The sequence below is a fragment of the Stenotrophomonas sp. YJH_SMC_130 genome (assembly GCF_059369035.1).
This window is the reverse complement of record NZ_JCAFSH010000010.1, coordinates 19,881-33,360: the sequence shown is the minus strand read 5'-3', so window position 1 is coordinate 33,360 and position 13,480 is coordinate 19,881. Positions and strand designations below refer to the sequence as shown.

Below are 13,480 nucleotides of genomic sequence, written 5' to 3'. Positions count from 1 at the left end.
CTGGCCCCCACCACCCCGCCCCCGACAGATTTCCGCGATCTGCCGCCATGCGTGGATGCTCCCCGGTAGTGCCGGCCGCTGACCGGCAACCAGGAAAATGTCAGAAGTCAGGCATTGAAGAGCGAAGCGACCGGCTTCTGCTTTTGATTTTTTGTTCTGTCTTTCGTGGCTGGCCGCGCAGGAACCTGTCCGTGGCCGGGCGGGTGGGCTGCGCAGGGGCGTAAGCGCCATGGATGGCGCGCCCGAGCCTACAGGGACGTATTCACGGCGTCCCCTGCGCAGCCCACCCGCCCGGCCAACCCCAGAAATCTGCTTTTCGCGGAAAGCCCCAGCCACGAGGGGGCCCCGCCGCTGGCCGCCGACCGCGCGCCAGCGCCGCTTTCCGCCCAAATCCTCGAACCATGCGCTTGCTCACGGATTGACCACGCAATTGATGACAACGTTGTCCCCACCTGGTGCCGGACTCTCTCCCCGGCCTCCCAGGTGCCTCCGTCCGGCCCCTCCGTCGCCTTCCCGGGCGATGCCCGGACCTGCGTCACGCGCGGCGCCATCGGGGCCCGCGCGCCCTTTGATCGGAGACTCACCCATGTACGACCCGATTGTGCGCAGTGCCGAACGTTCGACCCGAAGCTGTCGTCCCCGCCACTTGGCCTGGCTGCTTGCCCTGGCCGCCGGCAGCGCCGCCCTGCCCGGCCTGGCGCGGGCCGCCAGCTGTGCCGGCGTGGCCCAGTGGGACCAGGCCAAGATCTACCGGGCCGGCGATACCCTGCAGAAAGGAGGCGTCCTCTATCGGGCGAACCAGGACATCTGGAACGCGCCGCCGGACCATCCGGCCGGTGCGCCCTACTACACCAACCTCGGTGCCTGCGATGGCACCGGCACCAACCAGCCGCCGGTGGTCAGCCTGACCTCGCCGGCCAACGGCGCCACCTTCAGCGCCGGCAGCACGGTCAACGTGACCGCCACCGCCAGCGATCCGGACGGCAGCGTCGCCAAGGTCGAATTCTTCCGCGACGGCAGCACGCTCGGCGTGGCCACCAGTGCGCCGTATGCGGCCAGCTGGGCCAATGCCAGCGCCGGCAGCCACACCCTGCGCGCGGTCGCCACCGACAACAACAACGCCACCGCCAGCACCGCGACGATCACCATCACCGTCAACGCCGCCAGTGGCGATACCACCGCACCGAGCGTACCCGGCGGGTTGGCGGCCGGCACCCGCACCGCCAACAGCATCGCGCTCAGCTGGAGTCCTTCCACCGACAACACCGGTGGCAGTGGCCTGGCCGGCTATGACGTGTACCGCAACGGCAGCCTGGTCGGTTCGCCGTCCAGTGCCAGCTATGTCGACGGCGGGCTGACCGCGTCGACCACCTACCGTTACCGCGTGCGGGCGCGCGACAACGCCGGCAACGCATCGGCGCAGGGCACCGAGATCAGCGCCACCACGCTGGCCGGCGACGGCGGCACCACCGGCAAGCGGGTCATCGGTTACTTCACCCAGTGGGGCATCTACGGCCGCAACTACCGGGTCAAGAACATCGACAGCAGCGGCTCGGCGGCGCGCCTGACCCACATCAACTACGCATTCGGCAACGTGCGCAACAACCGCTGCGAAGTCGGCATCACCCAGCCGTCGGACCCGAACAACGGTGCCGGTGGCGATGCCTTCGCCGACTACACCAAGGCCTTCAGTGCCGCCGAGAGTGTCAGCGGCAGCGCCGATACCTGGGACCAGCCGTTGCGCGGCAACTGGAACCAGCTCAAGCAGCTCAAGGCCAAGTACCCGAACCTGAAGGTACTGATCTCGCTGGGTGGCTGGACCTGGTCGCGCGGCTTCTCCAGCGCGGCGCGCCCGGAAAACCGTCAGGCCTTCGTTGCCTCGTGCATCGACGCGTACATCAAGGGCAACCTGCCGGTGACCGACGGTGCCGGCGGCGCCGGTGCGGCGCTGGGCGTGTTCGACGGCATCGACATCGACTGGGAATACCCGGTGGCCTGCGGCATCGAATGCGGCAAGCCGGAAGACAACGCCAACTTCACCGCGCTGATGGCCGAGTTCCGCCGCCAGCTCGATGCGGTGCGTCCGGGCCTGTTGCTGACGGTGGCGGTGGGTGCCGGCATCGACAAGATCCGCGTCACCGATCCGGCGGCGTACCACCCGTACCTGGACTACATCAACGTGATGACCTACGACTTCCACGGCGCGTGGGATGCGAGGACCAATCACCAGTCGGCGCTGTTCGATTCGCCGAATGATCCGTCCACCGGCGACCAGAAGCTGTACAACAGCAACGACGCCATCGAGGCCTTCATCAGCCGTGGCGTGCCCGCCGCCAAGCTCAACCTGGGCATCGGCTACTACGGGCGTGGCTGGACCGGCGTGGCCAATGCCAACAACGGCCTGTACCAGACCGCCAGCGGTGCCGCCCCGGGCACATATGAAGCCGGCATCGAGGACTGGAAGGTGCTGAAGAACCTGGCGTGGCCGGGCTACACCGACAACACCGCCGGCGCCACCTGGATCTACAACGGCAGCACGCTGTGGAGCTTCGACACCCCGGCCAACATCACCCGCAAGATGGGTTACGTGAAGACCCAGGGCCTGGGCGGCGCGTTCGTCTGGGAGTTCAGCGGTGACGATGCGCAGGGCACGCTGACCAAGGCGGTCAGTGATGGCCTGAAATAAGGCAAAAGCCGGGGGCGCATTTTGCGCCCCCGGCCTCTGATCTGTGGCGCCGAGCCCATGCTCGGCTGATGGTTGCGCAGCCGAGCATGGGCTCGGCGCTACAGGAAAAGGTCAACGGCGATCAGCGCTTGGCCGACAGCTTTTCCAACGCCGCGCGCAACTGTGCCGGCGGCAGGTAGCCCCCCAGCTGGGTGCCGTCCGGCGCGAAGATCGCCGGCGTACCATTCACGCCCAGCTGCTGGCCCAGCGCGTACTGCATCGCCACCGGATTGGTGCAGTTCTTGGCGGGAACGTTGCCGCCGCGCTTGGCGTTGGTCAGCGCCTGGCGACGATCCGCTGCACACCAGACCGAAATCATGTCGGTGTAGTCCTTGCTGCCCAGACCCATGCGCGGGAACGCCAGGTACTCGACGGTGATGCCGTTGCGGTTGAGCTCGGCGATGTCCTGGTGCAGCTTGCGGCAGTAACCGCACTCGATGTCGGTGAACACGCTGATGGTGTACTTGGCGTTCGGCGCGGCGAACACGATGCGATCGCCGTGGTTGGCCTTGGCCAGCAGGCCGCGGCGATAGCCGAGCAGGCCTTCGCTGTTGGCCGGGCCCTTGGCGCGGGTGTCGTAGGGCTGAGACTGGAACAGATAGCGGCCGTCATCGGACACATACAGAAGCTGGCCTGAAACGACGACCTCGCGGAAGCCGGGGAAAGGCGCGGCGCCAATGTAGTCCACCTGGAAACCGGGGTTCAACGCGGTCAGTGCGGCGCGTACCGCCTGGTCGGCGGGCGCATTCGCGGCCGGACTGGCCTTGGCCGCAGCGGCGGCGGGTGCCTTGGCGGCCGGTGGAGCCGGCTGGGCGCAGGCGGTCAGGCTGAGCGCACCGAACACGGCGGCGATGGCAAATCGGAGCATGGAGCGGTCCGCGACAGAAGAAGACCCCGGATTCTGACACAGCCACCGCGACCGGGCGGCGACGGCCGGCAGCGCCCCGGGCAGCGATTCAGCCCGGCACTCAGCCACGCGGATGGTGGCGGGCGTGCAGCTTCTGCAGGTGCTCGCGCGCGACCAGGGTATAGATCTGGGTGGTCGACAAGGAACTGTGGCCAAGCAGCATCTGCAGCGCGCGCAGGTCGGCACCGCGGTTGAGCAGATGGGTGGCGAAGCTGTGCCGCAGGCCATGCGGGCTGATCCGCGCCGGGTCGATGCCGGCCACCTGTGCGTGGCGCTTGACCAGATGCCAGAACGCCTGCCGGGTCAGCGCATGCAGCGTCGGTTCGACGAACAACGGGGTCTGCCCATCCGCCAGGGCATGCACCTTGCCCTTGCCGACCAGCTGCGGGCGCGACTGCTGCAGGTAACGCTCCAGCCAGTGCTGGGATTCCTCGCCCAGCGGCACCAGCCGTTCCTTGCTGCCCTTGCCGGTGACCCGCAGCACGCCCTGGCGAAGGTTGACCGCCGTGGCCGGCAGCAACACCAGCTCGCTCACGCGCAGGCCGGCGGCATACATCAGTTCCAGCATGGCGCGATCGCGCAGGCCCAGTGGGCTGTCGACATCCGGTGCTGCCAACAGCGCGTCGATCTGGCTCTCGGCCAGCGCCTTGGGCAGCAATCGTGGCAGCTTCGGCGGATCCAGCAGCGCACTCGGGTCCTCGCTGCGTTCGCCGCGCCGCACGCCATCGGCGAAGAACGCCCGCAACGCCGACAGCAGGCGCGCATTGCTGCGCGGCGACCAGCCATGCCGGGTGCGCCAGGCCAGATACTCGAACAATCCGGGACGCTCGATGCCGGCCAGGCCACCGTCGCGTCCATCCATCCAGCGTGCCAACCCTTCGAGGTCACGCCGGTAGCTGTCGAGGGTGGCACGGGCCAGGCCGTTCTCGGCCCAGATCGCATCGAGGAAGCGCTGGATGCGCACGCTGTCGTCGGCGCGAAGCTCGGGCAGTTGCTGGACCAGCTGGCGGCGTTCGGCGGGGGTGGAAACAAGAGCCATGCGTGCAGGATACGAGGGCCACTGCGGGCACGGCCAGCTTTGCGTATGCTCGGCGCATGTCCCGCCCTGCCACCGACACGGCCCCTGCGGCCGCCACCGAAATGCTCCACCCGCGCGCATTGCTGCTGTGGCGCGTGCTGGCGATGGTCTACGACGCACTGCCGGTGCTGGCGCTCTGGATGCTGGCCGGCACGCTGTTCACCCTCGCTTACACCTTCAGCGGCCACGCACAGCGCGAGAACATCGCGCCGTTCAGCGCCTGGCAATGGCTGCTGTGGGCGGTGTGCTGGGCGGTCACGGGCTGGTACGCCACGGCCAGCTGGCGCCGCGGCGGACAGACCCTGGGCATGCGCCCGTGGCGGCTGAAAGTGCAATCAATCGATGGCACGCCGTTGCGGCGCGGGCAGTTGTGGCTGCGCTTTGCGGTAGGCACGCTGTCCCTGCTGCTGGGCGGACTGGGATTCTGGTGGGCGTGGGTCGACCGCCAACGCCTGACCTGGCACGACCGCGCCAGCGGTACCCGCCTGGTGCGGATGCCGAAACGGTAAGGCGCTGTCTGTAGAGCCGAGCCCGTGCTCGGCTGCTTTCCGCACTGTACGTGACAGCCGAGCACAGGCTCGGCTCTACAACAATCAGAATCAGCCCGACTTGCGCCGGAACAGCAGTCCGGACACAGCCAGCATCACGATCGGCGGCAGCGCATAGGCGATGCGGTAATCGAATTTCAGCGCGCCGGCCATGCGGCCGAAGAACAGCTGCAGCAGCCAGAAGCCCAATGCGAACAGGATGCCCAGGAACAGGCGCTTGCCCATGCCGCCGCTGCGCAGCGATCCGAACGCGAACGGCACCGCCGCCAGGCACAGGGCCAGCACGTTCACCGGATAGAACCAGCGGCTCCAGTACACATCCTCGAAATCGCGCGCGTCCAGCCCGTTGCGTTCGCGGTAGGCAATGCTGGTGCTCAGCTCGGACACGCTGAGGTTGCGCGGCTTGGCGATACCGGTCGCCAGCGCGGCCGGGTCCAACTTCGAGTTCCAGGGCTCACGTGCCACTTCCTGACGGGTTGCCGAGCGCTCGCCAAAGGTGTCGCGGCGCACGCCGGTCAACACCCAGCCGTCCTTGTCGTGCTCGGCGGTGGCGGCGTGGGTCAACGAGGCGATCTTGCCGTCTTCGGCGACCCGGTACAGGCGCACATCACGCAGGATCAGCCGCGTGCCCTTGTCGCCCACCAGCTGCTCCTCGCCGCTCTGCGCATTGAGGAAAGTGTCGCCTTCGCGTGCCCACAGCCCCGAGTAACGGGTAGTGGCAATATCCCGCCCCCATTTGGCGCTGGATTTCAGCACATCGGCACGGTCCTGGCCCCACGGGCCCAGCGTCTCGGCGCTGAGCACCATCACTGCGGTCAGCAGCGACAGCGCAATCGCCACCGACACGCTCAGGCGCTTGCGCGACAGGCCCAGCGCGCGCAGCGCGGTCAGCTCCGAGGTCGCGGCCAGCTGGCCCAGGCCCATCAGCGCGCCGATCACCGCGGCGGTGGGGAAGAAGGTGTAGGCACGGCGGGGCACGGTGTACAGCACCCACGCCGCAGCATGGCCCAGCGAATAGCCGTTCTTGCCGATGTCCTTGAACTCACCGGAGAAGGCCATCACCACGTCCAGGCCGGTCAGCACCGCCCAGGTGAGCAGCACGGTGGTGAACACCGCACGACCCAGGTAGAAATCGAAACGCATCGGGCGCAGCTTCATGCGCGGCCTCCCTTCGGGCGGGCCAGGCGGCCATCGCGCGCGTACATCCAGATGGCGAACGCCAGCAGCGGCAGGGTCAGCCACCACAGGCCCAGCGCGCCGGGAATCCTGCCGTCGGCGATCCAGCCGGCGCCGATGAAGGTCAGGTTGGTGCCCACCATGTAGGCCAGCAGGGCCAGCATCATGCGCCCGTAGCGCTGCTGGCGCGGCGAGCTGCGGCCCAGCGGCACGGTCAGCAGGGCGAACGCCAGCGCGATCAGCGGCGGTGCCAGCCGGCGATGCAGCTGCGCCTGTGCCTGCGGCCGTGCATCACCGATCAGCTGCAGGGTCGGCATCAGTTCCGGGTCGTCCTCGGTGCGGGTCTGTGCGCCATCGGGCAGGGCCACGTCGTTGCGGGCGAAGGTCGCCAGCCGGTAATCCAGCCCAGCGGCCACCGGGCCTTCCACCTGGTGGCCATCATCCAGCTCCAGGAAACGCTGGCGGGTGCCCTCGAAGTACATGCGGCCACTGTTGGCCGACACCACTTCCAGGCGGTCGTCCTTCTGCCGCTGCAGGAACACCTTGCCCAGCTCGGTGCCGTCAGGCGAGATCGAGGACAGGTAGACCACGCCGCCATTGGGCAGCGGCGTGAACCGGCCCGGCTCCAGGCCGGCCATCAGCACGCTGCGGTTGGCCTCGATGATCATCTGCTCGGCCACCCGGCCTGCCCACGGGCCCAGCCACAGCGAGCAGGCGCCGACCAGCAGCACCACCGGCACCACCAGCATCAGCAGCGGTCGCAGCAGTCGCTTGGGGCCAACACCAATGGCGGTGATGACCGCCATTTCCGAGTCGCGGTACAGCCGCGCCACGGCCAGCAGCAGGCCCAGCATCAATGCCAGCGGCAGGATCAGCGGCAGGTAGGCGATGAACTGCAGGCCCAGCTGGGAGAACAGCAGCTTGGCCGGCAGGCGTCCGTCGGCGATGTTGCCGAGGATGTCCACCAGCACGCCGCCCACGCTGACCACCAGCAGGACGATCAGGGTAGCCAGGAAACTCTGGACGAAATCGCCCAGCAGGTATCGGTCGAGCTTCAGCATGGGGCGGTGGTTTAAACTCTGGGGTTCGTTCGCGGTGCCGCCCAGTCTACTGTCTGGGCGTAAACGGCCTGCGATTGTACGGACTCGCCAATGGAATCTGCTCAATGGCCCTCGAATTCACCCTGAACCACGTTGCTCCGGCCGCCGCCACCGTTGATTGCCTGGTGGTCGGCGCGTATGCCGACCATACCCTGACCCCGGCCGCGCAGGCCCTGGATGCCGCCAGCGGTGGCCGCCTGGCGGCCTTGGCCGAGCGTGGCGACCTGTCCGGCAAGACCGGCGCAACCACCTTGCTGCACGACCTGCCGGGCGTGACCGCCCCGCGCGTGCTGGTGGTCGGCCTCGGTGAAGCCGCCCGTTTCGGCGTGCCGCAGTACCTGAAGGCCGTGGGCGACGCCGTGCGCGCGCTGAAGGCCGGTGCTGCCCGCAGCGCACTGTTCACCCTGTCCGAAGTGGCGGTGAAGGACCGCGACGCGGCCTGGGCGATCCGTCAGGCGGTGATCGCCGCCGATCACGCCGCCTACCGCTACACCGCCACCCTGGGCAAGAAGAAGGCCGACGACGCCGGTCTGACCCAGCTGGCCATCGCCGGTGACGACGCGCAGGCGCTGGCCCAGGGCCAGGCCATCGCCGCCGGTGTCGAGTTCGCCCGCGAGCTGGGCAACCTGCCGCCCAACTACTGCACCCCGGCCTATCTGGCCGACGTGGGCGTGAAGTTCGCCGGCGAGCACGACGGTGCCGAAGCCGAGATCCTCGACGAGCACCAGATGGAAGCGCTGGGCATGGGCTCGCTGCTGGCCGTGGCCCGTGGCTCGGCCAACCGCCCGCGCCTGGTCGTGCTGAAGTGGAACAATGGCGGTGATGCGAAGCCGTACGTGCTGGTCGGCAAGGGCATCACCTTCGATACCGGTGGCGTCAACCTGAAGACCCAGGGCGGCATCGAGGAAATGAAGTACGACATGTGCGGTGGCGCCAACGTCATCGGCACCTTCGTCGCTGCGGTCAAGGCCAAGCTGCCGCTGAACCTGGTGGTGGTGGTGCCGGCGGTGGAGAACGCCATCGATGGCAATGCCTACCGTCCGTCCGACGTGATCACCTCGATGTCGGGCAAGACCATCGAAGTCGGCAACACCGACGCCGAAGGCCGCCTGATCCTGTGTGACGCGCTGACCTACGCGCAGCGCTTCGAGCCGGCCGCGCTGGTCGACGTCGCCACCCTGACCGGTGCCTGCATGGTCGCCCTCGGCCACCAGACCGCCGGCCTGATGAGCAAGCACGACGACCTGGCCAATGAACTGCTGGCCGCCGGCGAGCATGTGTTCGACCGCGCCTGGCGCCTGCCGCTGTGGGACGAGTACCAGCCGATGCTGGATTCGACCTTCGCCGACGTCTACAACATCGGTGGCCGCTGGGCTGGCGCGATCACCGCCGGCTGCTTCCTGTCGCGCTTCACCGAAGGCCAGCGCTGGGCCCACCTGGACATCGCCGGCGTGGCCAGCGATGAAGGCAAGCGTGGCATGGCCACCGGCCGCCCGGTCGGCCTGCTGAGCCAGTGGCTGCTGGACCAGGTCGCCCGCGCCTGATGCCGTACCCGACCCTGGCCGGCAGACGCCGGCCGGGGCCTCGCCCGGCACTGCCGGGCCCCTGCCTGACCCGGACCCTGCCATGCCCCGCGCCGACTTCTACCTGATCGCCAAGCCCCGCTTCCTGACCGAGCCGCTGCGCCTGGTCTGCGAGCTGGCGCGCAAGGCCAACGACGCCGGGTTGTTCACCCTGGTGCTGGCCCGCGACCAGGCCCAGGCCGAGGAGCTGGACGAGCTGCTGTGGGCGTTCGACAACGACGCCTACATCCCGCACCAGATCGCCGGCGAAGACATGGACGAGGAAGAGGCCCTGGTACTGATCGCGGTACCCGGCACCGAGGCACCGGCGCGTCCGCTGGTGATCAACCTGCGCGACGAGCCCTGGCTGGGCCAGTGCGAGCGCGTGCTGGAAGTGGTGCCGGCCGATCCGGAAGCGCGCGAACCGCTGCGCGAGCGCTGGCGCCAGTACAAGGCCGCCGGTTACGACCTGAACAAGCACGACATGTAAGCGCGCCCCGGCCCCCTTGATGGGCCGGCGCCGCGCCCTGATCCTTCAACGATTACCTCCTGGTTCCCCCGCATGACCCAACTCGCCTCCAGCTACGACCCGACGTCCTTCGAGACCGACCTCTACGAGGCCTGGGAGAAGGCCGGCCACTTCAAACCGTCCGGCACGGGCGAGCCGTACACCATCCTGCTGCCGCCGCCGAACGTGACCGGCACCCTGCACATGGGCCACGCCTTCCAGCAGACCCTGATGGACGCGCTGGTGCGCTACCACCGCATGCGCGGCTACGACACGCTGTGGCAGGTCGGTACCGACCACGCCGGCATCGCCACCGAAATGGTGGTCAGCCGCAACCTGGCGCTGGAAGGCAAGGGCGAGACCCGCGATTCGCTGGGCCGCGAGGGCTTCATCGGCAAGGTCTGGGAGTGGAAGCAGCAGTCCGGCGACACCATCGAACGCCAGATGCGTCGCCTTGGCACCTCCGCCGACTGGTCGCGCAGCACCTTCACCATGGACCCGCAGCCGTCGGCGGCAGTCAATGAAGCCTTCGTGCGCTGGTACGAGCAGGGCCTGATCTACCGCGGCCAGCGCCTGGTGAACTGGGACCCGGTGCTGAAGACCGCCATTTCCGACCTGGAAGTGGAGAGCGCCGAGGAAGACGGCTTCCTGTGGTCGATCGCCTACACGCTGGACGAAGGCCTGAGCTACGAGCACGTCGAGCGCGATGCCGACGGCGTGGAAACCCTGCGCGAAACCCGCGACTACCTGGTCGTCGCCACCACCCGCCCGGAAACCCTGCTGGGCGATACCGCGGTGATGGTGCACCCGGAAGACGAGCGTTACGCGCACCTGATCGGCAAGAGCGTGGTGCTGCCGCTGACCGGCCGCCGCGTGCCGGTGATCGCCGACGACTACGTGGACCGCGCGTTCGGCACCGGCGTGGTCAAGGTCACCCCGGCGCACGATTTCAACGACTATGAAGTCGGCGTGCGCCACAGCCTGCCGATGATCAACCTGTTCACCCCGGTGGCGGCGCTGAACGAGAATGCGCCGGAACGCTTCCAGGGCCTGGACCGCTATGAAGCGCGCAAGGCGGTGCTGGCCGAACTGGAAGACCTGGGCATCCTGGTCGAGACCAAGGCGCACAAGCTGCAGGTGCCGCGCGGCGACCGTACCGGCCAGGTGATCGAGCCGTACCTGACCGACCAGTGGTTCGTGAAGATGGACGACCTGGCCAAGCGTGGCCTGGAACTGGTCGAGGACGGAAGCATTTCCTTCGTGCCGCCGAACTGGATCAACACCTACCGCCACTGGATGAACAACATCCAGGACTGGTGCATCAGCCGCCAGCTGTGGTGGGGCCACCGCATCCCGGCGTGGTTCGATGCCGCCACCGGCAACTGCTACGTCGGTCGCAGCGAAGAGGAAGTGCGCGCCAAGCACAACCTGCGCAGCGACGTGGTGCTGAACCAGGAAAGCGACGTGCTGGAGACCTGGTTCTCCTCGCAGCTGTGGCCGTTCTCCACCCTGGGCTGGCCGAACGAGCAGGCCATGGCCGAGCGTGGCTTCGACCGCTACCTGCCGTCGTCGGTGCTGATCACCGGCTTCGACATCATCTTCTTCTGGGTGGCGCGCATGATCATGGCCACCGACAACCTGGTCGGGAAGATCCCGTTCAAGGATGTCTACTTCACCGGCCTGATCCGCGACGGCCAGGGCCAGAAGATGTCCAAGAGCAAGGGCAACGTGCTCGACCCGCTGGACATCATCGACGGCATCACCATCGACGATCTGGTTGCCAAGCGCACCGGCGGCCTGATGCAGCCGAAGATGGTCGAGAAGATCGAGAAGGCCACCCGCAAGGAATTCCCGGACGGCATCGCCGCCCATGGTGCCGACGCGCTGCGCTTCACCATCGCCGCGCTGGCCACCCACGGCCGCGACATCAAGTTCGACATGAACCGCGCCGAGGGCTACAAGAACTTCTGCAACAAGCTGTGGAACGCCAGCCGCTTCGCCCTGATGAACACCGAGGGCGCTGCGTTCACCGGCGTGCCCAAGCCGCGCACCGATGCCGAGCGCTGGATCCTCGCGCGCCTGGCCGCCACCACCGCCGAGGCACAGGGGCATTTCGCCGCCTACCGCTTCGACCTGCTGGCGCAGTGCCTGTACGAGTTTGCGTGGAACGCGTTCTGCGACTGGTTCCTGGAACTGAGCAAGCCGGCCCTGAACGGTGACGACGCCGCCGATGCCGAAAGCACCCGCCACACCCTGCTGTACGTGCTGGAAGCACTGCTGCGCCTGCTGCACCCGCTGACGCCGTTCATCACCGAACAGCTGTGGCAGCAGCTGGCCCCGCGCCTGGGCCTGGCCGAAACCACGCTGTCGCTGCGCCCCTACCCGACCGCCGCCGAGTTCGAAGGCGATTTCGCCCAGGCCGAGGCCGACGTGGAATGGCTGAAGGCGGTGATCAGCGCGGTGCGTCGCGTGCGCAGTGAGCTGAACGTCGCGCCGTCCAAGCTGGTGCCGCTGCGCCTGCAGGCCGGCCTGGAACAGGACCGCGTGCGTATCGAACGCTTCAGCGCTTCGCTGTCGTTCCTGCTGAAGCTGGACAGCATCCAGTGGCTGGCCGAAGGCGAAAGCGCACCGCCGGCGGCCGCCGCGATCGTGGGCGAGCTGAAGCTGCTGGTGCCGCTGGAGGGCCTGGTCGATCTCGATGCCGAGCGCGCGCGCCTGGACAAGGAGATCAAGCGCGTAGAAGGCGAGCAGGAAAAGAGCGAGACCAAGCTGGCCAGGTTCACCGACAAGGTGCCGCCGGCCGTGGTCGAGCAGGAGCGCGTGCGCCTGGCCGACTGGAACACCCAGCTGGCCGGCCTGCGCGAACAGCGCGCGAAGCTGTAACGCCGCGCTCTGGTGCGTGCCAACCAAGGTTGGCACCTACCATGGCGGGAGAGGTTGGCACCCAACCAAGCGGAATGGGAAACGCCGGGCAATGCCCGGCGTTTCCATTTCCCCCGCATGGCATCATCGCCGGATGCCTCTTTCGATCTTCCTGCTGGTTCTCGCCGCTGCGGCACTGCATGCCAGCTGGAATGCGATCGTCAAGCGCGGGCCGGACAAGTTCCTCGGCACGGTGCTGGTCACCGGAAGCGCAGCGCTGCTGTCCGCCGCTGCGCTGCCCCTGCTGCCGTTCCCGGCCGCGCACAGCTGGCCCTGGCTGGCCGCGTCGGTGCTGCTGCAGGTGACCTACTACGGATTGGTCGCGCGCTGTTACCAGCAGGTCGACATGAGCCTGGCCTATCCGCTGATGCGTGGCTGCGCGCCGATCCTGGTCGCACTGGCGGGCGCGCTGCTGGGTGAGACGCTGCCGGTGGCAGCCTGGCTCGGGGTGGTGCTGGTAAGCACCGGCATCCTGTGCATGGCGCTGGGTGCACGGGGCGGCCAGCTGCGACTGCCGCTGCTGACCGCAGCGATGATCGCCACCTACACGCTGGTCGACGCGCACGGCGCACGCCAGTCCGGCAACGCGCTCAGCTACACGTTGTGGTTGTTCCTGCTGTCGGGCATCCCGCTGCCGCTGTGGGCGGTGTACACGCGCGGCAGCGCGGTGCTGGACTATGCACGGCAGCATTGGCCGCTGGGGCTGGCCGGCGGCGTCGGCACCACCGCCTCCTATGCGATGGCATTGTGGGCCATGACCCAGGCGCCGGTGGCAATGATTTCGGCGCTGCGCGAATCCTCGATCCTGTTCGCGCTGCTGATCTCGGTGTTCCTGCTGCGCGAACGGATACCCCGCGCGCGCTGGCTGGCGGCGTCGCTCATCATCGGTGGCGTGCTGGCGTTGCGGCTGGCGTGATGGGCGCGTTGGTAGTGCCGGCCGCTGGCCGGCAACCC

At 68.1% G+C, this 13,480-nt stretch carries 10 protein-coding genes; 6 read left to right on the top strand and 4 right to left on the bottom strand.

Annotated elements, in window-relative coordinates; all coding sequences use genetic code 11:
- Positions 1–586 precede the first annotated feature (586 nt).
- Positions 587–2,686, top strand: a complete 2,100-nt coding sequence (locus tag AC5P5V_RS12920) for a glycosyl hydrolase family 18 protein (protein WP_231352534.1) — start codon at positions 587–589, stop codon at positions 2,684–2,686.
- Positions 2,687–2,807: 121 nt separating this feature from the next.
- Here the strand turns inward: AC5P5V_RS12920 and AC5P5V_RS12915 are convergent, their stop codons facing one another.
- Both AC5P5V_RS12915 and xerD read right to left on the bottom strand, forming a co-directional pair.
- Positions 2,808–3,593: a thioredoxin fold domain-containing protein gene (locus AC5P5V_RS12915; protein WP_088496901.1), complete on the bottom strand. Its 786-nt coding sequence runs from the start codon at positions 3,591–3,593 to the stop codon at positions 2,808–2,810.
- A gap of 100 nt (positions 3,594–3,693) precedes the next feature.
- Positions 3,694–4,671: a site-specific tyrosine recombinase XerD gene (xerD, locus tag AC5P5V_RS12910; RefSeq protein WP_072168877.1), complete on the bottom strand. Its 978-nt coding sequence runs from the start codon at positions 4,669–4,671 to the stop codon at positions 3,694–3,696.
- A 56-nt stretch (positions 4,672–4,727) separates the two neighbouring features.
- Here xerD and AC5P5V_RS12905 point away from each other — a divergent pair, with 56 nt between their 5' ends.
- A complete protein-coding gene (locus tag AC5P5V_RS12905; protein WP_072168876.1) occupies positions 4,728–5,219 on the top strand; it encodes an RDD family protein in 492 nt (163 codons plus the stop codon).
- Between the two features lie 90 nt (positions 5,220–5,309).
- On the opposite strand, the gene lptG is transcribed toward AC5P5V_RS12905, so the two are convergent.
- Positions 5,310–6,416, bottom strand: a complete 1,107-nt coding sequence (gene lptG / locus AC5P5V_RS12900) for an LPS export ABC transporter permease LptG (protein WP_495215901.1) — start codon at positions 6,414–6,416, stop codon at positions 5,310–5,312.
- Complete coding sequence (gene lptF, locus AC5P5V_RS12895) at positions 6,413–7,495, bottom strand: LPS export ABC transporter permease LptF (RefSeq protein ID WP_180866674.1); 1,083 nt, start codon at positions 7,493–7,495, stop codon at positions 6,413–6,415. The genes lptG and lptF overlap by 4 nt, the downstream gene beginning before the upstream one ends.
- A gap of 104 nt (positions 7,496–7,599) precedes the next feature.
- Here lptF and AC5P5V_RS12890 point away from each other — a divergent pair, with 104 nt between their 5' ends.
- From AC5P5V_RS12890 to AC5P5V_RS12875, 4 genes are all read left to right on the top strand, one after another.
- Positions 7,600–9,078 carry a leucyl aminopeptidase gene (locus AC5P5V_RS12890; RefSeq protein ID WP_180885670.1) on the top strand — a complete coding sequence of 493 codons (1,479 nt, stop codon included), beginning with the start codon at positions 7,600–7,602 and terminating at the stop codon, positions 9,076–9,078.
- Between the two features lie 82 nt (positions 9,079–9,160).
- Positions 9,161–9,586, top strand: a complete 426-nt coding sequence (locus AC5P5V_RS12885) for a DNA polymerase III subunit chi (RefSeq protein WP_005415211.1) — start codon at positions 9,161–9,163, stop codon at positions 9,584–9,586.
- A 72-nt stretch (positions 9,587–9,658) separates the two neighbouring features.
- A complete protein-coding gene (locus AC5P5V_RS12880; RefSeq protein WP_180885676.1) occupies positions 9,659–12,487 on the top strand; it encodes a valine--tRNA ligase in 2,829 nt (942 codons plus the stop codon).
- A 133-nt stretch (positions 12,488–12,620) separates the two neighbouring features.
- A complete protein-coding gene (locus AC5P5V_RS12875) occupies positions 12,621–13,442 on the top strand; it encodes an EamA family transporter (RefSeq protein ID WP_134972707.1) in 822 nt (273 codons plus the stop codon).
- Positions 13,443–13,480 lie beyond the last annotated feature (38 nt).